Here is a 20,945-nt window from a genome sequence, read left to right on the forward strand (position 1 = left end):
ATGAGCATCGCGCCCCGAAAACCACCGCTGCAATTTGCCCTCAGGCTGAGGCATACGCTTGGCGGCAAGGCCGGCTGGAACGGGTTGGCCGCCCAGATCGGCTTCGCCGCGATCCTGGCCTGGATCGCCTATGAGATCGTGGCGAATGCACGCTTGAACCTGGAGACCCAGCACATTGCGTCGGGTTTCGGCTTCCTCAACTATAATGCGGGCTTTGACGTCAGTCAGAGCCTGATCGCCTACACAAATGCCGACACCTATTGGCGCGTGTTCTTCGTCGGCCTGTTGAACACGATCCTGGTTTCGGTGATCGGCATTGTCTTCGCGACCGTGATCGGCTTCATCGTGGCACTCTGCCGGTTGTCGCCGAACTGGCTGCTGTCGCGGATCGGTGGCATCTATGTCGAGATCATCCGAAACCTGCCGCTCTTGTTCCAGATCCTGTTCTGGTATCTCGCGGTGCTCGCCGCGCTGCCGGCGCCGCGGCAGAGCATCTCGATCTTCAGTGCGTTCTTTCTCAACAACCGCGGCCTGATCGTGCCGCGACCGGTCAGCGAGCCGGGGCTGGATCCGTTCCTGGCTGCACTCGCGATCGGCATCATTGCGGCGCTGGGCTTGCGGCACTATGCGAAGCGCGCTCTGTTCCAGCGCGGGCAGATGATCCGGATCGGGCCCTATGTCGCTTGTTGTCTCGTCGGCCTGCCGCTGGTCGCGATGCTGATCTTCGGCCGGCCGGTCACCTTCGAGCTGCCGCAGCTGAAAGGCTTCAACTTCGCCGGCGGGGCGCGGATCATCCCAGAATTCGTCGCGCTCACGGTGGCGTTGTCGACCTACACAGCGGCCTTCATCGCCGAGATCGTCCGCGCCGGCATCCTGTCGGTCCACAAGGGACAAATGGAGGCGGGTTCCTCGCTCGGCCTGAGCCGCAGTACGACGTTGCGGCTGATCGTGGTGCCGCAGGCGATGCGCGTCATCGTGCCGCCGCTGACCAGCCAGTACCTGAACCTCACCAAAAACTCGTCGCTCGCGGTCGCCATCGGCTATCCGGATCTGGTGTCGGTGTTCGCCGGCACGGCGGTGAGTCAGACCGGGCAGGCGATCGAGATCATCGCCATGACAATGGGCGTCTATCTGCTGCTCTCGCTGACGACGAGCGCCATCATGAGCATCTACGGCTGGCGCATCAACCGGAGCCTGGCGACATGACGGATATGGCCGCGTCGTCCTTTGTCCGGCAGGATCTGGTCCCCGAGCGCCCCGCGCCGGCAAAGACCACCGGCTTCATCGGCCTGGTGCGTTCGCGGCGGCTGAGCTCGCCGGGCAATATCCTGCTCACGATCCTCGGATTGCTGCTGGTCTGGTACACGGTTATCCCTGCGTTCAGGTTCCTGCTGGTCGACGCGGTCTGGACCGGCAAGGACCGCACCGCGTGCCTCGCCGAAAACGCCGGACACGCGGTCGGCGCCTGCTGGCCCTACATCCAGGCCAAGCTGGCACAGCTGATCTATGGCTTCTATCCGGAAGCCCAGCGCTGGCGCGTCAATCTGACCTTCCTGCTCGCCGCAATATTGCTGCTGCCGCTGCTCGTTCCGCGACTGCCGGCCAAGGGCGTGAACTCCGGCCTGTTCTTCTTCGCCTTTCCGGCGGTGGCATTGTTCTTGCTGCATGGTGGCGGCATCGCCGGATTCGGCGTGAGCTGGGCGGCCGGCCTGTTGCAGCTGTTCGACGAGAGCATCGGCGGCGCCGGGCAACTCCTGGTCAATCTCAGCAAGACCTCGGCGATCGCTCCGTTGTTCTGGGGGCTCGGCAAGCTGATCGTCCTGATCGGCTTGCTGATCCACTGGCTGATCTATCCGCTGAGCTGGCTGCGCGACCAGATGCAGGCCTCGTCGCAACCGGTCTGGGTCGACTTTCTCGTCACCGCCGTGATCGTCTCCGCCGTTCTGTTCGTTCTCGGAGGTGGCGTGCGCACCGGCCGCCGGGCGCTGATTGGCAGCCTCGCGACGTTTGCCGGGATCGCTGTCGTGATCAAGCTGATGGGGCTCGACCGCGGCGGCCTTCCGATCGTCGACACGCGGCTGTGGGGCGGCCTTCTGGTGACGCTGGTGATCGCCATCACCGGCATCGTCGCCTCGATGCCGATCGGGATCGCGCTTGCGCTCGGCCGCCGGTCGAGCATTCCGCTGATCCGGATCTTCTCGATCACCTTCATCGAATTCTGGCGCGGCGTGCCGCTGATCACGGTGCTGTTCTTCGCGACCTACATGCTGCCGCTGTTCGTGCCGGGCAATTTCGCCGTCGACGGCCTGATGCGCGCGCTGATCGGGGTCGCACTGTTCACCGGCGCGTATCTCGCCGAGGTGATCAGGGGCGGCCTGGCGGCCGTGCCGCGCGGGCAGCCGGAAGCCGCGTCCGCGCTTGGCCTGTCATGGTGGAAGACGACGTCGCTGATCGTGTTGCCGCAGGCGCTGCGCTACGTCATTCCCGGCATCGTCAATACCTTCATCGGGCTGTTCAAGGATACCTCGCTGGTATCGATCGTCGCGCTGTTCGATCTGTTGGGCTCATTGCGGGCGTCGTTCGCCGATCCGGTCTGGACCACGCCGACGACGGCCTTCACCGGCTTCGCCTTCGCCGGCCTGATCTACTTCGTGTTCTGCTTTGGAATGTCGCGCTACTCGCTGTTCGTCGAAAATCGGCTCAACGCCCACCGCCGCCACTGAACAAGGGTCACCATGTCCACAACCCCGATCGTCAATATTTCCGCGCTCAACAAATGGTACGGCGACTTCCACGTGTTGCGCGACATCAACCTCGAGGTCGGCAAGGGCGAGCGCATCGTGATCTGCGGCCCGTCCGGCTCGGGCAAGTCGACGCTGATCCGCTGCATCAACGCGCTGGAGGAATTCCAGGAGGGCGAGATCGTGGTCGACGGCATCGAGCTCGGCCCGAACCTGCGCCGCGTCGACGAGGTTCGCCGCGAAGTCGGCATGGTGTTCCAGAGCTTCAACCTGTTTCCGCATCTCACCGTGCTCGACAATTGCACGCTGGCGCCGATCTGGGTGCGCAACATCCCGAAGAAGGATGCCGAGGCGGCCGCGATGAAGTTCCTTGAGCGCGTCAAGATCCCGCACCAGGCCAACAAGTTCCCCGGCCAGATGTCGGGCGGTCAGCAGCAGCGCGTCGCGATCGCCCGCGCGCTCACCATGAACCCGAAGGTGATGCTGTTCGACGAGCCGACCTCGGCGCTCGACCCGGAGATGGTCAAGGAGGTGCTCGACACCATGGTCGATCTCGCCAGGGAGGGCATGACCATGCTGGTCGTGACCCACGAAATGGGCTTTGCCCGCGAGGTGGCCAACCGCGTCGTGTTCATGGACGCCGGCCAGATCATCGAGTCGAACACGCCGCAGGAGTTCTTCGCTAACCCGCAGCACGCACGGTCGAAGCTGTTCCTAAGTCAGATCCTGAGATGAGCGAATACCGAAGGGCGAGTAGCGAATGAGGAGTCCACTCGCTATTCGCCACGCATCATTCGCCAATCACACCAGCGGCAGCTCGATCTTGCTGCGCTTTTCCAGCCATTCCGGGACCGGCAGATTTTTCGAACGCATGAAGGCCGGGTTGAACAGCTTGGACTGATAGCGGTTGCCGGAGTCGCAGAGAATGGTGACGATGGTCTTGCCCGGGCCGAGCTGCTTGGCGAGCTGGATCGCGCCGGCGATGTTGATGCCGGTCGAGCCGCCGAGGCACAGGCCTTCGTGCTCCAGCAACTCGTAGATGATGGTCACGGCTTCCTCGTCGGAGACCAGGAACGCGGTGTCGACCTTCGCAGTCTCGACCACAGGCGTGACGCGTCCGAGCCCGATGCCTTCCGTGATCGAGTCGCCCGGCGTCGATTTGACCTGTCCATTCTTGAACAGTTCGTACATCCCGAAGCCGTGCGGATCGGCACAGGCGGTGACGATGGCCGGGTTCTTTTCCTTCAGGTAGCGGCTGATGCCGGCCAGCGTGCCGCCGGTACCGACCGAGCAGATGAAGCCATCCACCTTGCCGTCGGTCTGCTGCCAGATTTCCGGTCCGGTCGAGTCGTAATGCGCCTTGGGATTGTCGAGGTTGTTCCACTGGTCGGCGAACAGCACGCCGTTCGGTTCGGTCGTGCGAAGCTGCTCGGCGAGACGCCTGCCCAGATGCTGGTAGTTGTTCGGGTTGGAGAACGGTAGCGCCGGCGCCTCGACGAACTCGGCGCCGCACAGCCGCAGCATGTCCTTCTTTTCCTGGCTCTGCGTCTCCGGAATGACGATCAGCGTGCGATAGCCGCGCGCACTCGCCACGACCGCAAGGCCGATGCCGGTATTGCCCGCGGTCGACTCGACCACCAGGCCGCCCGGTTTCAGCGTGCCGCGCTTCTCGGCTTCCAGGATCATCCATTTGCCGGCGCGGTCCTTCACCGACTGGCCGGGGTTCATGAACTCGGCCTTGCCCAGAATGGTGCAGCCGGTCAGTTCGGATGCGCGCTTCAGCTTGATGAGCGGCGTGTTGCCGATCGCTTCGATGACGTCTTTGTTGAATACCATGTCGGGGAATTTCTTTGCCGGTCTGTGTCTTGCTTGCCGCGAACCTAGTGTGCTGATCGAAAAAGGGAAGGGCTTTTGCACTGCGGCAAATGGCGGGCCCAACACGCTTTGCCGCGCGGGCGCGGATATCACGGGCATCGGGAGAACGGCGTTTTGCGGGTCGGGACGCCCAGCAGAATCGTCCTGCGATCCGCGGTTTTGCGTCAGTTGCGCACGGCAGACCCGATCAAAACCCGACGGCGCGGGGCGCGATACTGCAAGATGGGCGTTGCTCCGGCACATCCTTGCGGATTCGGCGCAACAGGGCTGAGAAATCCCCATGAAATCTTTGTAAGAATCGTGACTTCCGGCACGGCTCCGAAATGTGCGGAAATGCCATAAAAATAGGGGAAAGTCGGCATTCGGGGTGGCCCCGAATCGCTTGCGATGCGACGTCGCGCGATCGTGACGGGGCTGTCCGCCCCATCGTCCCAAGGGTAGGATGGGACAGTCAGGTACCATTGGAAGCATGACCCGTGAACGTCACCCAGATCATCGCTGAACGCGCCATTCGTGCGCCGCGGGCGAAGGCTGGCTGCGGCGGAGAACGGGTGTGACCCAGTCCATGTCCGTCACGGTGCCTGGAGGCCGGTTTGGCCTCGCCGTCCGCGCGCGACGGCTCGCGACCCGGTCGCTCCTCGCGCTTGGCCTGGTTGCGGGCTCGGCCGGCTGCATCCTGACCCAGGACATCCCCGATCCGGCGCTCGACGTCCCGCAGGGCTACAAGGCCGCGCGCCTCGGCCGGCCGGGGGACGCGCTGCCGACGCTCGACTGGTGGCGCGGCTTCCGCTCCAAGGAGCTGACACAGCTGATGGAGGAGGCGCAGACCGTCAATCTCGACATCGCCGCGGCAGTCGCGCGATTCCGCCAGGCCGACGCGCTGGCGCGGCAGGCCGGCGCGGCGCTTTTGCCGACCCTCAATCTCAACGGATCGGAAACCTACTCCCGCACCTCCGGCTCCAGCGCCAGTGGCCTCACCAATGGCGGGCGCGAGGTGGTGAATTATAGCGCCTCGCTGAGCGCCAGCTACCAGCTCGACTTCTGGGGCCAGAACCGCGACGCCGCGCAAGCGGCGGAGGAGACCGCCGTCGCCAACCGGTTCGACCGCGAGGTGGTGGCGCTGACCACGCTGGCGAGCGTCGCCAACGCCTATTTCACGGTGCTCGCCAGCCAGGACCGGCTGCGCACGGCACAGCGCAACATCGCCAGCGCCGAGCGCATCCTCAACGCGATCAAGGAGCGTTTCAAGGCCGGCACCGGTTCCGACCTCGACGTCGCGCAGCAGGAAACTGTGCTCGCCAACCAGCGCGCGCTGGTGCCGCCACTGCGGCAGACGCTCGACCAGAGCATCAACGCGCTCGCGGTGCTGGTGTCGCGGCCGCCGGAAAGCGTGCGCGTCATCGGAGGCTCACTCAACGCAGTCGGGATTCTGCGCGTCACGCCGGGATTGCCGTCGGAATTGCTGACCCAGCGTCCCGACATCCGCAGGCAGGAGGCGCAACTCGCATCCGCCACCGCCAATGTCGGCAGCGCGCGGGCGCAGTTCTTTCCAAGCATCCAGCTGACCGGGCAGGGTGGCTATCAGAGCCAGGCGCTGGTCTCGCTATTCCAACCGCATGCGGCGTTCTTCAACCTGGTCGGCGGCATGACCCAGCCGATCTTCGATGGCGGCCGGATCCTCGGCAATTTCGAGTACACCCAGGCCAAGCAGGACGAGCTGCTGCAAACCTATCGAAAGACGGTGGTTCAGTCGTTCACCGACGTCGACAATGCGCTGGTTGCCATACGCGAGACCACGCGGCGGTTGCAGCTGCAGCGCGACGTGCTGTCGTCTTCGCGGCGCGCCTTCGACCTCGCCGAGCAGCAGCTCAAGGCCGGCACTGCCGACATCGTAACTGTGCTAAACACGCAGCTGACTCTGTTTCAGGCGGAAGATGCTTATTCCCAGGCCCAGCTGGCCCGGCTATTGGCGATCGTGAGTCTGTACCAGGCATTGGGGGGCGGCTGGGAACCGAAGATGGAAAGACCGGTCGATGCTCTTTAAGCCCGACTCGACGGACGACGAGAAAAGGACGGCGCCGCGCAAGCGGGGCCTCCTCTCGCGCCTGCTCGGGCGCATGGTGTCGCTGCTCATCACGCTTGTGATCCTGGGCGGGCTCGGCTATCTCGGCTGGCTCGCCTTCCAGCCCAAGCAAAACGGTGGCGGCGGGCGGGGCGCCAACGGGCGGCCCGATTTGCCGGTGCCGGTGCTTGCGGCGACGCCGCATGTGCAGGACGTGCCGGTCTATCTCGACGGCGTCGGCTCGGTGAAGGCGCTGAACACGGTCACGGTGCGCTCGCAGGTCGACGGCAAGCTGCTCAAGGTGAATTTCGTCGAGGGCCAGGACGTCAAGAAGGACGACGTGCTGGGCGAGATCGATCCCGCGATCTATCAGGCGCAGTACGACCAGGCCGTCGCCAAGAAGGCACAGGACGTAGCCCTGCATGCCAACCAGAAGCTCGACCTCGCGCGCTATGAACAGCTCGCCGCCAGCAATGCCGGCTCCAAGCAGCAGGCCGACACGCAGCGCGCGCTGGTGGCGCAGCAGGAAGCGCTGATCAAGGCCGACCAGGCCGCGATCGACAATGCGGGGGCGACGCTGAGTTACACCAAGATCATTGCGCCGATCTCCGGCCGCGCCGGCCTGCGCCAGGTCGACCAGGGCAACATCATCCACGCCTCCGACACCATCGGGCTCGTGATCCTGACCCAGCTGCAGCCGATCGCGGTGTGGTTCAGCCTGCCGCAGCAGCAGATCATGCGGGTGAACGCCGCCGCGGCGAAGGGCCAGCTTGCGGTCGACGTGTTCGGCAATGACGGCGTCACCGTGATCGACACCGGCAAGCTGACCGGCATCGACAACCAGGTCGATCCGACCACCGGCACGCTGAAGCTGAAGGCCGAATTCCCCAACGCCAGCTACCAGCTGTGGCCCGGCCAGTTCGTCAATGTGCGTCTCAAGGTCGAGACGCTGCCGCAGGCCATTGTGGTGCCGACCTCTGCGGTGCAGCGCGGTCCTGCCGGCACGTTCAGTTACGTGATCGGCGAGGGCGACATTGTCACCGCCAAGCCGGTCACGGTCACCCAGCAGAACGAGTATGAAGCCGTCATCGCGAACGGCCTGACCACATCGGACCGCGTCGTGACGACGGGGTTTGCCAATCTCGCCGATGGCGCGAAGGTCGTGGTCGGCAAGGATGACGCGGCGCCGACCGCCGATCTCGCGCCGCGCAAGCGCAGCCGCAATCCTGACGGCAAGCGTGGCGGCCAAGGTGGAGCGCAAGGCGGCACGCAGGGAGGCGGAGCGCAAGGCGAAGCTCCGGGCAAGGATCAGGGCAAGGACGGCAAGAAGGACTGGCAAGGCAAGAACGGCGAGCATCGCGGCCGGCACGAGCATGGCGAAGGCGATCAGAAGGGGCAGGCCGGACCGGCGCCTGCGCCGGCAGCAGGGGGCGAACAGTCGGGTGGCGCACCGAAGGCGCAGCCATGACCGGCATCCTGACCTCGTAATGTCCGACCTTACAGCGAGTACGCAACCATGAGCGTCTCCGAACCGTTCATCCGCCGGCCGATCGCCACCTCGCTGCTCGGCATCGCGCTGATGATCGGCGGCGCGCTCGGCTACTGGGCGCTGCCGGTCTCCGCGCTGCCGCAGGTCGACTTCCCGACCGTGCAGGTGTCGACGCAATTGCCCGGCGCGAGCCCCGACGTGGTGGCCTCGCTGATCACGGCGCCGCTGGAGCGGCAGCTCGGCCAGATCCCATCGCTGTCGTCGATGAACTCGACGAGCTCGTTCGGCGTCAGCCAGATCTCGCTGCAGTTCGATCTCAACCGCGATATCGACGGCGCCACGCAGGATGTGCAAGCCGCGATCAATGCCGCCGCCGGCATCCTGCCGAAGACGCTGCCGTATCCGCCTGTTTACGCCAAGGTGAACCCGGCGGATGCGCCGGTCATGACCCTGGCGCTGACCTCGGAGACGACCTCGCTGCGGGCGATGAGCGATCTCGCCGATACCATCCTCGGGCAGCGGCTGAGCCAGATTTCCGGCGTCGGCCGGGTCTCGATCCTCGGCGGCCTGAAGCCGGCGGTGCGCGTACAGGCCGATCTGGCCCGGCTGGCGGCCTATGGCATCGCGATGGAGGATCTGCGCAACGCAATCGCCGGCGCCAACGTGTCGGGGCCGAAGGGATCGCTCGACGGCGCCCAGCAATCCTACACCATCGCCGCCAACGACCAGATCGCGGCCGCCGACGCCTACCGGCCGATCATCATCGCCTATCGCAACGGCTCGCCGGTCACCATCGGTGACGTCGCCCTGATCGTCGACGGGCTCGAGAACGACCGCACCGGCGGCTGGTACCAGGGCACGCCGGCCGTCATCATCGACATCCAGCGCCAGCCCGGCGCCAACGTCATCGACGTCGTCAAGCAGATCCGCGCCGAAATTCCGCGGCTGCAGCGGTCGGTCCCGGCCGGCGTCAAGCTGACCATCGTCTCCGACCGCACCGTGACGATCCGCGCCTCGGTCCACGACGTGCAGTTCACTCTGATCCTGAGCGTGGTGCTGGTAACGCTGGTGGTGCTGTTGTTCCTGCGGTCGCTGCGCGCGACCCTGATCGCCGGCGTCGCGCTGCCGCTGTCGCTGATCACAAGCTTCGGCGTCATGTATTTCGCAGGCTTCAGCCTCGACAATCTGTCGCTGATGGCGCTGACCATCGGAACCGGCTTCGTGGTCGACGACGCCATCGTGATGATCGAGAACATCGTCCGCCACATGGAAAACGGCGAGACCGTGATGGAGGCCTCGCTGAAGGGCGCCAGCGAGATCGGCTTCACCGTGATCTCGCTGACGGTGTCGCTGATCGCGGTGTTCATCCCGCTGCTGTTCATGTCCGGCCTGGTCGGTCGCATGTTCCGCGAATTCGCGCTGACCTTGACGATCGCTGTCGTGACCTCGGCGATCGTCTCGCTGACACTGACGCCGATGATGTGCTCGCGGCTGCTCAAGAACATTCATGAGGAGATGGCGGTCCCGGGCCTCGCCGCAGTCAGCCGCTTCATCGACCGGATGGTGGAGTTCTACCATCGCACGCTGCTCTGGGTGCTGCAGCGCCAGCGCGCGACATTGCTGGTGACGTTCGCGACGATCGCGCTGACCCTGATCATGTATGTGCTGGCGCCGAAGGGTTTCCTCCCGCTGCAGGACACCTCCTCGATCACGGCGGTGACCGAGGCGGGGCCCGACGTCTCGTTTGCCGAGATGCAGCGGCGGCAGACCGCGGTCTCCGACCTCATCAAGGCCGATCCTGATGTGGTCGGCGTGGTCTCGGTGATCGGCTCGGGCTCGGTCAATCCGACCACCAATGTCGGCCGGCTGGTGATGACGCTGAAGCCGCTCGACGAGCGGCGGGATGGCGTCGTCAAGGTGATCGAGCGCCTCAAGCAGAGGGTCGCGACGGTGCCGGGCATGACCGTCTACTTCCAGCCGGTGCAGGACGTGCAGATCTCGACGCAATCGAGCCGCTCGCAATACCAGTACACGCTGACCGCGACGGATGCCGCCGAAGTCTCGCAATGGGCGCAGAAACTGGTGGCCGAGATGCGGCGCGACCCGATCTTCCGCGACGTCTCGTCGGAGGCGCAGGAGGGCGGCTTGCGCGCGGCGCTCGACGTCAATCGCCAGCGCGCCGGCCAGCTCGGCGTCAATCTGCAGGGCGTCACCGACACGCTGAACGACGCCTTCGCGCAGCGGCAGATCTCGACGATCTACGGCCAGGCCAACCAGTACCGCGTGGTGCTCGAGGCGCTGCCGATGTATCAGCGCGACCCGTCGATCCTCGACAAGCTCTATCTGCCCGGCGCCGCCGGCGCGCAGGTGCCGCTGTCGGCGGTGGCAACGCTGATCAGGACCACGGCGCCGCTCGCGATCTCGCACCAGGCGCAATTCCCGTCGGTCTCGCTCAGCTTCAATCTGGCGCCAGGCGAGGCGCTCGGCGACGCGGTCGAGGCGGTGAAAGCGATCGAGACCCGGATCGGAATGCCCGGCAGCATCGTCGGCATCTATTCCGGCGACGCCGCCGAATTCGCCCGCTCGCTTGCCGGACAGCCCTGGCTGATCCTGGCCGCGATCATCACGATCTACATCGTGCTCGGCGTGCTCTACGAGAGCTACATCCACCCGATCACCATCCTGTCGACGCTGCCCTCGGCCGGCGTCGGCGCCATCCTCGCCCTGATGCTGTGTGGGCAGGACCTCTCGGTAATCGGCCTGATCGGCATCATCCTGTTGATGGGCATCGTCAAGAAGAACGCGATCATGATGATCGACTTCGCGCTCGAGGCCGAACGTCACAAGGGGATGTCGTCCTATGACGCGATCGTGCAGGCCTGCCTGCTGCGCTTCCGCCCGATCATGATGACGACGCTGGCGGCGCTGTTCGGCGCGCTGCCGCTTGCGATCGAGAGCGGCACCGGCGCCGAGCTGCGCTTCCCGCTCGGCATCTCGATCATCGGCGGCCTGTTGCTGAGCCAGCTGCTGACGCTCTACACCACGCCGGTGATCTATCTCGCGCTCGACCGGCTCAACCGCCGGATCGAGCGGGCCGTGCCGGAGGCTGGTCCCAGCGGGCCGCCGATCGCGGGCGCCACCGAGGGCATGCAGTGATCTCGATCTCCGAGCCCTTCATTCGCAGGCCGGTGGGCACCACGCTGCTTGCGATCGGGCTGTTTTTGGTCGGGATCGTCGCCTACCAGTTCCTGCCGGTGTCGTCGGTGCCGAATGTCGACTTCCCGACCATCCGGGTGTCGGCGTCGAGGCCCGGGGCCGATCCGTCGGTGATGGCCGCGACCGTCGCCGCGCCGCTGGAGCGCAAGCTCGGCACCATCTCGGGCATCGACCAGATCACCTCGACCAGCTCGCTCGGCACCACCAGCATCCAGGTGCAGTTCTCGATCGGCCGCAACATCGACCGCGCCGCGCGCGACGTGCAGGCCGCGATCAACGCCTCGCTCGCCGATCTGCCGAGCGACCTGCCGTCGCTGCCGAAATTCCGCAAGGCCAATCCGGCCGCGGCGCCGGTGTTCGTGCTGGCACTGACCTCGCAGACGATCTCGACCAGCGCGATGTACGACGTCGCCGATACCGTACTGGCGCAGCGCATCTCGCAGGTGCCGGGGGTCGGCGAGGTGACGGTCAGCGGCGCCGACCAGCCGGCGGTGCGCATCGCGCTCAATCCGGTGTCGCTGGCCAACGCCGGGATCGCGACCGACGACGTCCGGCTCGCGATCATCAATGCCAATCCACTCGGCCCCGTCGGTATCTTCAATGGCGACCGGCTGAGCGAGACGCTGTCGATCAACAAGCAGATGCGCACCGCGGCCGAATTCCGCGACATCGTCATCAAGAGCTCGAACGGCAATTTCGTCCGCCTCTCTGATGTCGCCGAGGTCGAGGACTCCGTCCGCAACTCGCGCTCGATCGCCTGGTTCAACAAGCAGCCGGCCGTGCTGATCCAGATCACCAAGCAGGGTGACGCCAACGTCATCGACACCGTCGACAATGTTCGCAAGCTGCTGCCGGAACTGAAGCAATGGATCCCGGCCGGGGTCGAGATCTCGACGCTGGTCGACCGCACCGGAACCATCCGCGCCAGCGTCGAGGACATGCAGTTCACACTGCTGGCGACTATCGTGCTCGTGATGGTCGTGGTGTTCGTGTTCCTGCGCCGCCTGGTGCCGACGATCGCCGCCGGCGTCTCGGTTCCGCTGGCGCTGGCCGGCACCTGCGCCGGGATGTGGCTCGCCGGATTTTCGATCGACAATCTGTCGCTGATGGCGCTCGCGATCTCGGTCGGCTTCGTGGTCGACGACGCCATCGTCATGATCGAGAACATGTACCGCAATCTCGAGCAGGGCATGGCGCCGTATCCGGCCGCGGTCGAGGGCGCCAAGCAGATCGGCTTCACGGTGCTGTCGATCTCGCTGTCGCTGGTCGCGGCCTTCACGCCGCTGATCTTCATGGACGGGATTGTCGGCCGGCTGCTGCGGGAATTCTCGCTGACGCTGGTGTTTGCGATCGCGGTCTCGACCGTGGTGTCGCTGACGGTCACGCCGATGATCTGCGCGCACTACATCAAGGAGGCGACCTCGGATCACGCCACCTGGTACGACCGCGCCATCGAGGGCACGCTGTCCCGGGTCGTGGCGTTCTATGCCCGGACGCTGCGGAGTGTGCTCGGATACCCCTGGCTGACGATGGTGGTGTTCACCGCCACCGTCGCGCTGACGGTGGTGCTCTACGTCAAGACGCCGAAGGCCTATTTCCCGACCGACGACAGCGGCTTTGTCATTGGCTCGACACGCGCATCCGCCGATATCTCCTTTCAGGCGATGCTCTTGCTGCAACAGCGGCTCGCCGACATCGTGATGGCCGATCCCGCGGTGGCCGGCATCGGCTCGTCGGTCGGCTCCGGCGGCGGGCCGGGCGGCGCCACCTCCAACCGCGGCACCATGTTCATCAGCCTGAAGCCGCCGGAGGAGCGCGGCGGGCTTTCGACCACGCAGGTGATCGACCGGCTGCGCCGCAATCTGTTCATGGTGCCGGGCATCCGCCTGTTCATGTTCGCCGCCCAGGATATCCGCACCGGCGGCCGGCAGAGCGATTCCGACTACCAGTACACGCTCGCCTCTACCGATCTCGATCTGTTGCAGAAATGGGCGCCGATCGTCGCCAAGCGGATGGAGACGGTGGAGAGCATCACCGACGTCTCCTCCGACCGCGATCCCGGCGGCCTGCAGCTCAACCTCGTGATCGACCGCAAGACCGCTTCCAGCCTCGGCGTCCGCGTGCAGGACATCGACAACGCGCTCAACAACGCCTTCTCGCAGCGGCAGATCTCGTACATCTACACCCAGCGCAACCAGTACATGGTGGTGCTCGAGATCGATCCGAGATTCCAGAGCGACCCGTCGAACCTCGATCGCATCTATGTCGCGGGCGCCAATGACGTGCAGGTGCCGCTGTCGGCGCTGGTGCACTACGAGCGCGGTCTGTCGGCTCTCGCGGTGTTTCACTCCGGCGGCTTCCCCTCGACCACGGTGTCGTTCAACCTGCTGCCGGACGTGCCGCTAGAGGTCGCGACCACCAACATCCAGCAGGCGGTCAACGAGCTGCATATGCCGGAGGGCATCCGCGGCAGCTTTGACGGCAATGCCGGCGACTTCAACAAGACCAGCGGGCGCCAGCCGCTGCTGATTCTGGGCGCGCTGGTCGCGATGTATATTGTGCTCGGCGTGCTCTATGAGAGCCTGGCCCATCCGATCACGATCATCTCGACCTTGCCGTCGGCCGGTCTCGGCGCCTTGCTGGCGCTGCAGGTGACCAACACGCCGCTGACGGTGATCGCCTTCGTCGGCATCATCCTGTTGATCGGCATCGTCAAGAAGAACGGCATCATGATGGTCGACTTCGCGCTCGAGGCCGAGCGGCATCAGGGCCTGTCGTCGCGGGATGCGATCTTCGAGGCCTGCCGGGCGCGCTTCCGCCCCATCCTGATGACGACGATGGCGGCGCTGTTCGCCGGCATTCCGCTTGTCATTGCGACCGGCCCGGGCACCGAACTGCGCCGGCCGCTCGGCATCACCATCATCGGCGGCCTGTTCGTGTCGCAGATCCTGACCCTCTACACCACGCCGGTGATCTATCTCCTGATCGACCGCCTGCGCCGGCGCCCGGCGCCGTCAGGCGTGCACGCGCCAGCGGAATAGGTTGAATTGAACGGCTCCGCGCGCGTATAGCGAAGCGATGTCCGAACCAACCGAAGCCAAGACCGAGATTGCCGCCGAGATCGAGGATTGCCCGCATTGCGGCAAGCCAAAGCCGCTCTGCATCTGCGACAGCGTCACGCCGATCGAAAGCCGCATTCAGCTCCTGATCCTGCAGCATCCGCAGGAGCAGGACAGGGCGCTCGGCACCGCGCGACTGACGGCGCGGCATTTCAAGAGCGCCGTGGTCCGGATCGGGCTGTCCTGGCCGAGCCTGTCAAAGGCGCTCGGTCGGCCGGTGGCCGATCCGTCGCGCTGGGCCGTGCTGTATCTCGGGTCGGCCAAGGTCGAGGATCTCGATACCGATGCCGAGATCGTCGCGATCAACCGCAAGGGCGAGCTTGAGCCGCATCAGCGCGCCATCCTGTCGGATATCGAGGGCATCGTGCTGCTTGACGGCACCTGGAGTCAGGCCAAGGCGCTGTGGTGGCGCAATGCCTGGATGCTGAAGTGCCAGCGGGTGATTCTCGGACCGAAACGGCCCTCGCGCTACGGCCAGCTGCGCCGGGAACCGCGGCGCGATGGCCTTGCGACCATCGAGGCGGCCGCGCTTCTGCTGGCGGGGCTGGAGAAGCGGCCGGATATTGCCGCAACGTTGTCAGGTAGTTTCGAGCGGATGCTGGCAAAATTCCACGAAGTACAGGCGGAAATGCCGGAATTGGCCCCAAAACCGAAGAAACGGGATTTCCGCAAGCGCCGACGCTAGCTTCCAGCTTGGTTGCCTATCTGAGAGAGGGCGTATATGAAGCGCCGCGTGGGGCCACGTGGCGGAGTGGTGACGCAACGGTCTGCAAAGCAGATGGGTTTGCAAGCAATTTCAACGCCAAGTTCTGAAAACGGGCGGTTTTTGCCTCATTGATCTTGCTGGATTATTTTCGAGTTTCAGAACTCAAGAACGGTCGCGGCTCAAGAACGGTTATAAGCCGACTACCTTTTTCGCAAAGTCGACCGGCTTGAAATTCAGCGGGTCGCATCCTGCGCCGACCGCCATCGCGGGAAAGGCGAACGTCCCATTGGTTATGTACGACCGACGACCGGAGCGAGATTAGATCGAGTTCAGCTTGGATGGCCGCGTGATGTTCGATTCCCTGCCAAATATGCATGTTGGGAATCAACCGGCCCTCCAAACGAACCTATGTTCCGAACCGCGTGGGTCCAGTCATTTCAGCGATCAGATCGCGGCGTGGAAGTTGTGCTACATTGTCAGAGATCGGCTTCTCCTCGGCGCAACCGCCATACGGGGCGCACATGATGGCGGTCTGGCATTCGCTCATCGTTCGGCGGCAAATCATCTAACTAACCCTCCTAGACGCCGAAGGATTTTGCGCTCCCGGCGCGCACGGCGCTCCGGGGTGATGTGGATCACCTGGGCGGGGCCGAGCACGACCGTGCGGATAGTAAGGGTGACGTTTGGCCTCGTCAGTTCATCGCAAACCGAAGCCACGAATTGCAAAGGCGCGAACGCTAAATCAATGAAAAATAACATTTTTGATCTCCTCGGCATTAAAACTATAAAAACTAGGTTGCGTTCCTCGGTCATGACCGCTTGCGCGATGCCGGCGCCTCGATCGCCGGCGTCGACTCCGCCCCAGCGTCCATTGACGCCCGGTGCGCATAGCGCTTCCGCGTCGCCGCCAGGGCCCGTTTCTCGGTCCGTTTCGCATAGCCCTCATAAGCCTTCGACTTGTGCCCTGACAGCGCGCGGCCCTGGCCATCGGTCAGCTCGGCTTCCTCGAGCTCGGTCATGCCGCCGTGCCGGCAGGCGTCCAGCGTGAAGGTGTCGGGCAGCCCGAGCGCCTCGCGCAGCTTGCGCACGTGGCGGGCCATGGTATGGATGTCCCAGGTGGTCGCAACGTGCTTCGGCGTGCGGCCGGGCTTCATGATCAGGCCGGTGGCGAGCTTCGGCAGCTTCGCCAGCACCTGCTCGGCCTCTTCGTAGAACAGCACCTGCTCGCCCTCAACGGCCTCCTCGAGCGGGTGCAACACCATCTCGCCGGTCTTGTGGTGCTCGATCCGGATCTGGTTGGGGTGTGACTGCCCGCGGTACCCGGTCCATGTGACATAGCCCGCCAGCACGTTCTCAGGCCGCTGCAGCCATTCGAAGCAGATCACGGCTGCAGCGGCGGGCTGAACCTGACCGAGCCCTATGGCACCCCAGGCGAAGGCGTAGACGTCCTCTCGGGACACGGCCGGCTTGGTGGCGTGCTTCCGCTTCTCCATCGCGACGCCGTCCCACGGATTCCATGCGGGGCCGTCGATGAACATCGCCGGATGCAACCGCTGCACGGCGCGCCAGGCGTGCCGGCATAGGACCACGACCTTCTCGGCCGAGCGCGGCCGCTCCGACTTGCCCTTGCGCACCGGCGTGGTGCGGATCTTCTCGTAAAGCTTGTCGGCGACCACCGGCGTGATCGATGTGACCATACGGTCGCCGACCCGGATTCCGGACGCGCCGACGAGATCGGCGAGCAGATCCATCGTGATCTCGTAGTCCGGCGCGGTGCGCTTGGAGACACGGTTCTTCCAGTCGGTCGAGGTCTTGTAGGTTCTGAACAGCCAGTCGACGGTGCCGGCGCGGATCTCGACCTTTGGCTTCGGCGGCTCGCCAAGCCGTATCCGGTCCCAGTCGTCGAACAGGCCATTCAGGACGGCCGCACGGCCGCCGGCGCCGTCCTTGCCGCAAGCAGCCTCGTAATCGTCGCCGAGTGCCGTCTCGTGCTCCCCGTGCAGGGTGCAGCCCTGGCGGCGGTAATGGGTCGGCAGCGTCCAGTAGTAGCGGGTGCGGCCTTTGACCTGCTTGGTCAGCACGAAACGGGGCAGGGGGCGGCTCACGGTCAGAAATCCGCCGCGACGTCCGCCGCGGTTTCGTTTGCGCAAGGCTGGCCTGCTTGGGCCATTGCCCTGTCCAGCTCCGCTGTCAGCCATATCTGACGCCGTCCTCTCTTGATCGCGGGCTGCGGGTAGGTTCCCGCTTTCACCTCACGCAAGAAAGACTCAACGGAGATCTCGCCGCAATAGCCGGCGGCCATGGCGGCCGGCTGGCGCGGGGGATAAACGCCGGGAAGGAGGGCCGCGGGGCGATGGGTCATGCGAAATACTCGATGCCGTCCGGCGTCTGCCAGTGCTCCCGAAAGCGCCGCATGCCCGCCTCAACGGCGATGCCGGCGCGGTAATGAATCGTGGAAGGGGCTCCGTTTCGCGCGATGCGTGCGCGGGGCGGAATTGCAACAGGTTGAGGAGCCGCGCCGCTTGAATCTTCTGGTTGCATAGGGGCGGCTGTGACCTTGTCACTCAATCCACACCCGTAAATTTGCGGTGTAGGCATCCGGTTGATTGTCCCACTAGAAACATTCGCGTTCCCGGCTCGAATGCCGGGAGCCATGGATAATCACAAAACGTGAATATTTGCAACGCCAGCATTAACGGCGTGTGAATGCCAGTGGAAAAACAACAATGAAAACACTTATGTCGAGCCGCCTGCGGTCATCGGAGGCAAACCGTCACCTTGCTTTGCAGCTCGCGATCCAGCTGCCTTCTGATTCTGCCGAGGATGCGCGGCAGGTCGTCGACGAGCTCACCGTCCTGCTCGAGGGTTACATGACGGCGCCGGGGCCTCGGCCGCTATGGGAGCGGCAGGTCATGGCGCTGGATCCGCCATACCGCGCCGGGCTGGCGCTGTTCTGGACCGTGGCGCTGTTCCTGCCGGTGATGCCGGTCGCTATGGCGCTCGTTTCGCTGGTGGGTATCCAGGCGGTTGAGATCCCACTGATGGCGCCGCTGGCGGCCGGCTGTTCGATGGTGTTCGGCCGGCGCTATGGCGTCCTGGTCGGCGTCCTGGCCGGCGTCGCGCATAATCTGCTGATCGTGCCGCCGGCGCTCGAGCTATCTATTCCGACAGCGCGCGAGCTCGTCTTTGGTGGTTGCTATGCCGTCGCGGCGATCGTGGTACCGACCATTGCCAGGCACTCGGCGGCATTGCGCGCGGCGGCTATGAGCGCTTGCGTGCGGCTCGCTCCAGCGCCTGGATCGCCGTCGCCAGGTTGACCGGGACGTCGTTTGCCATGCCGCGATAGATCCAATTGAGGCCGACGCCGGTCGCCTTGCAGACCTTGAGGGCGGCGTCGATCGTGATGCGGCGGCCGCCGACCTCATAGTTATTCCACTGCGGCCCATCGATCCCAACCAGGCGGCACCAAGCCGCCTGGTTTAGCTTCATGGCTTCGCGCGTCCGCTTGAGGCGATGCGCAACTGCCTCGGTGTTCTCGGGATTTTGGTCTGCTGCTTTGGCCGCCATAACGAGCGGCAATGTCGCTGATGCTGCCAACATTTACCATTTACCGAATGTGAACTGTTTTGATCTTCACAATCTGTGAAGTATGTTCCGGGCGGCATGAATGATTCGCGGTTCAAAAAATTGAGCAGTGCAAGGGAAGTCGTCGACGCGGTCAGCGGCACCTTCAGGGCTGCTGCTCTCGCAGGTTGCAAACCGCCGGCGATTTCCAACGCGATCGCCCGCGGCTGCCTGCCTTCCACGACATTTCTGATTTTCGGGGCCGAGCTCGCGGAGCGCGGCCTGACGGCGCCGCCGGAGCTCTGGGGCATCCGGCCGGCGCCGCGTCGCAAGCGTCACTAACGGTTTTTCGCGCAGGGGCAACATAGGGCGAGAGGCTACACAAGTTCCGGCCGGGAACGCAAAAAAGCGGACCGGCCAACAGGCCGGGACAAACCGGCCAGCTGGCCGGACGATCGCGCCGGCGATGCAGGTTTTCCGCAGGCTTTTCCCGCATCAGACCGCGGCCGAGCTCGCGATCCGAACCGGCGCCGAGATCCGTCATTGCGAGCGCTGCCTCGCCGGCGATCGGGATCTCGGCAGCGCCTTCCAAGCCAAGCTGCTGCAGTCCGACGTCGGCGACAAGATCCTCGACGCGATCATGGGCGAGGCGCGGCCGGCCTGGTGGGTCGGATTCAAAAAACAGCTCGAGCTCTCGAAACTGGTCAAGGCGCAGGCCGATCTCGGCCGGCAGATCGAATCCATGCAGCGCGGCATGGCGGATTCGGGGACGGTCGAGGCGGCGACTGCAGTCGCTGCAGCAGCCGCGAAAAAGCCGGTCGTCGCGATCGCAAACACGCTGGCGGCCTCGGCGGCCTATTGGATCGCCTCACAGGCCGGCGAGCTGGTGATGACGCCGTCCGCGGACGTCGGTTCGATCGGTGCGATGATCATGCACCAGGATATTTCTGGCTGGCTCGACCAGGTCGGGATCAAGATGACGATCGTCCGCTCAGAGCAATCGCCGAATAAGAACGAGGCGCATCCGTTTGCGCCGCTGTCGGACGAGGCGAGGGCCTATCTGCAGGGCCGCGCAAACGAGGCTGGCGCGGATTTCGTCAAGGCGGTCGCGAGCGGCCGGCGCGTGTCGCAGACCAAGGTCCGCGAGGAATTCGGTCAGGGCCGCATGGTCGGCGCGCGCGAGGCCGTCGCGCGCGGTATGGCCGACCGGATCGCAACGCTCGACCAGGTGATCGGCGGCATGCTGCAGCAGCGCTCGCCGCGGCCGAACTCGCGCCGGCGATCGGCGCTGGTATTTGATTAGCCGGGTCGTGCGCGTATAGGCGTAGAGCGGACATGGCTCGACCGACTCAGAAACGCCTGCAAATGACCCCAAAGCGGACTACTGAGGTAGCTTGGCGAATGTCCTTTGGAAGCAGGAGGATGCTGATGCGCCTGCAGTCCCTTCTCGCAATAGCCGTTCTGGTCGCCATGATCGGACTTGGGGCTCTCGTCGTTTACGAGTATGTGCCCCATTAGCTTTAAGCCTGCGGAAACTGAGGCTTAACCCATATTGTGCTATAGTTGCTCACCGATTCTGGTCGGCGAAAATGGAAATGGCGAAGTCCTCAAAACTCATAGCCGTAAAGCGCGGTAAGGTTCTTTTGGTGCGGCGCAAGAGTGACCGGCTTTGGATGTTTCCTGGCGGTCGCAAGCGGCCACGCGAGACTGACAAAGACTGCCTGCGAAGAGAAATCAAAGAGGAGCTACCCAAGCTCAAGCTCGGGCGCGTCCGGCTCTGGAAGGAAGTAAAATCAAAGAACCGCCGCTCAGGCAGAAAGATGAGCGACGCGATCTTTGTCGCCAGAAAAACATCCGGTCCCCTGACCATTGGCGACAAGAAAGAGATCGACAAAGCCATCTGGCGTAAGCCGCGCGGCATTCGACTTACGCCCACGTCCCGGTATGTCAGGGACAAGCTCTTTCCGAAAAAGTAAGGCCGCCTCAGTTGGCGGCTCTCTCATCTTCGGTTCATGTCGCCTGCAGTTCATTGGTGAAGAGCGGACGCGCGTGTCCGGTTAGCGCGCCCTAAGGCGGCCGCTCACCCATTGCAGGCCAGCCGCCGAGGCCTTTTCATTTCAATTCCTGAGTTGCTCGACCCGCGCCGTCGCCTGGACAGCGGGAACGCGGGCTC

Annotated in this window: 17 protein-coding genes; 12 read left to right on the forward strand and 5 right to left on the reverse strand. The window is 64.6% G+C overall.

All coding sequences use genetic code 11. The features are described from left to right. From HAP54_RS36355 to HAP54_RS36365, 3 genes are read left to right on the forward strand one after another with little or no spacing between them, the layout of a single operon-like run. Positions 1-1,206: an amino acid ABC transporter permease gene (locus tag HAP54_RS36355; protein WP_166295298.1), complete on the forward strand. Its 1,206-nt coding sequence runs from the start codon at positions 1-3 to the stop codon at positions 1,204-1,206. After that, positions 1,203-2,723, forward strand: coding sequence for an amino acid ABC transporter permease (locus HAP54_RS36360; protein WP_166295300.1), 1,521 nt, complete (start codon positions 1,203-1,205; stop codon positions 2,721-2,723). Before HAP54_RS36355 ends, HAP54_RS36360 begins: the two co-directional genes overlap by 4 nt. A 12-nt stretch (positions 2,724-2,735) precedes the next feature. Beyond that, the gene (locus HAP54_RS36365; protein ID WP_166205262.1) at positions 2,736-3,476 is read left to right on the forward strand and encodes an amino acid ABC transporter ATP-binding protein; all 741 of its coding nucleotides are present in this window, start codon (positions 2,736-2,738) and stop codon (positions 3,474-3,476) included. A 66-nt stretch (positions 3,477-3,542) separates the two neighbouring features. On the opposite strand, the gene HAP54_RS36370 is transcribed toward HAP54_RS36365, so the two are convergent. After that, positions 3,543-4,577, reverse strand: coding sequence for a cysteine synthase A (locus HAP54_RS36370; RefSeq protein ID WP_166295302.1), 1,035 nt, complete (start codon positions 4,575-4,577; stop codon positions 3,543-3,545). A gap of 604 nt (positions 4,578-5,181) precedes the next feature. Between HAP54_RS36370 and HAP54_RS36375 the strand changes: the two genes are divergently transcribed. From HAP54_RS36375 to HAP54_RS36395, 5 genes are read left to right on the forward strand one after another with little or no spacing between them, the layout of a single operon-like run. Further along, the gene (locus tag HAP54_RS36375; RefSeq protein ID WP_166306735.1) at positions 5,182-6,660 is read left to right on the forward strand and encodes an efflux transporter outer membrane subunit; all 1,479 of its coding nucleotides are present in this window, start codon (positions 5,182-5,184) and stop codon (positions 6,658-6,660) included. Further along, on the forward strand, positions 6,650-8,146 hold the full coding sequence (locus HAP54_RS36380; RefSeq protein WP_166295304.1) for an efflux RND transporter periplasmic adaptor subunit: 1,497 nt from the start codon (positions 6,650-6,652) through the stop codon (positions 8,144-8,146). Before HAP54_RS36375 ends, HAP54_RS36380 begins: the two co-directional genes overlap by 11 nt. Before the next feature lie 48 nt (positions 8,147-8,194). After that, the gene (locus HAP54_RS36385) at positions 8,195-11,323 is read left to right on the forward strand and encodes an efflux RND transporter permease subunit (protein WP_166295306.1); all 3,129 of its coding nucleotides are present in this window, start codon (positions 8,195-8,197) and stop codon (positions 11,321-11,323) included. Continuing rightward, entirely contained in the window at positions 11,320-14,424 is a 3,105-nt protein-coding gene (locus tag HAP54_RS36390) for an efflux RND transporter permease subunit (protein ID WP_166295308.1), read from the forward strand. Before HAP54_RS36385 ends, HAP54_RS36390 begins: the two co-directional genes overlap by 4 nt. Positions 14,425-14,461: 37 nt before the next feature. Then, positions 14,462-15,187: a tRNA-uridine aminocarboxypropyltransferase gene (locus HAP54_RS36395; RefSeq protein WP_166295310.1), complete on the forward strand. Its 726-nt coding sequence runs from the start codon at positions 14,462-14,464 to the stop codon at positions 15,185-15,187. A gap of 582 nt (positions 15,188-15,769) precedes the next feature. Here the strand turns inward: HAP54_RS36395 and HAP54_RS36400 are convergent. Genes HAP54_RS36400 through HAP54_RS36410 form a run of 3 tightly spaced genes read right to left on the reverse strand, consistent with a single transcriptional unit; the run spans position 15,770 to position 17,570 of the window. After that, positions 15,770-15,967 (reverse strand): hypothetical protein, encoded by a 198-nt coding sequence (locus HAP54_RS36400; RefSeq protein WP_156928871.1) that lies wholly within the window; start codon positions 15,965-15,967, stop codon positions 15,770-15,772. A gap of 50 nt (positions 15,968-16,017) precedes the next feature. Then, positions 16,018-17,313 (reverse strand): hypothetical protein, encoded by a 1,296-nt coding sequence (locus HAP54_RS36405; RefSeq protein ID WP_156928872.1) that lies wholly within the window; start codon positions 17,311-17,313, stop codon positions 16,018-16,020. Positions 17,314-17,315: 2 nt separating this feature from the next. Beyond that, on the reverse strand, positions 17,316-17,570 hold the full coding sequence (locus HAP54_RS36410) for a hypothetical protein (protein ID WP_051346635.1): 255 nt from the start codon (positions 17,568-17,570) through the stop codon (positions 17,316-17,318). Between the two features lie 364 nt (positions 17,571-17,934). Between HAP54_RS36410 and HAP54_RS36415 the strand changes: the two genes are divergently transcribed. Further along, positions 17,935-18,525, forward strand: a complete 591-nt coding sequence (locus HAP54_RS36415; RefSeq protein ID WP_224741621.1) for a hypothetical protein — start codon at positions 17,935-17,937, stop codon at positions 18,523-18,525. Here the strand turns inward: HAP54_RS36415 and HAP54_RS36420 are convergent. After that, positions 18,470-18,808: a helix-turn-helix domain-containing protein gene (locus HAP54_RS36420; RefSeq protein ID WP_156928874.1), complete on the reverse strand. Its 339-nt coding sequence runs from the start codon at positions 18,806-18,808 to the stop codon at positions 18,470-18,472. The genes HAP54_RS36415 and HAP54_RS36420 overlap by 56 nt on opposite strands. A 63-nt stretch (positions 18,809-18,871) precedes the next feature. Here HAP54_RS36420 and HAP54_RS36425 point away from each other — a divergent pair, with 63 nt between their 5' ends. From HAP54_RS36425 to HAP54_RS36435, 3 genes are all read left to right on the forward strand, one after another. Further along, entirely contained in the window at positions 18,872-19,114 is a 243-nt protein-coding gene (locus tag HAP54_RS36425; RefSeq protein ID WP_166295314.1) for a hypothetical protein, read from the forward strand. Positions 19,115-19,238: 124 nt separating this feature from the next. After that, positions 19,239-20,075 carry a S49 family peptidase gene (locus tag HAP54_RS36430; protein WP_166295316.1) on the forward strand — a complete coding sequence of 279 codons (837 nt, stop codon included), beginning with the start codon at positions 19,239-19,241 and terminating at the stop codon, positions 20,073-20,075. A gap of 292 nt (positions 20,076-20,367) precedes the next feature. Further along, complete coding sequence (locus HAP54_RS36435) at positions 20,368-20,748, forward strand: NUDIX hydrolase (RefSeq protein WP_166205240.1); 381 nt, start codon at positions 20,368-20,370, stop codon at positions 20,746-20,748. Positions 20,749-20,945: the final 197 nt, after the last annotated feature.

Origin of the sequence: Bradyrhizobium sp. 2S1 (genome assembly GCF_011516625.5) — a bacterium.
Taxonomy (GTDB): Bacteria; Pseudomonadota; Alphaproteobacteria; order Rhizobiales; family Xanthobacteraceae; genus Bradyrhizobium; species Bradyrhizobium septentrionale.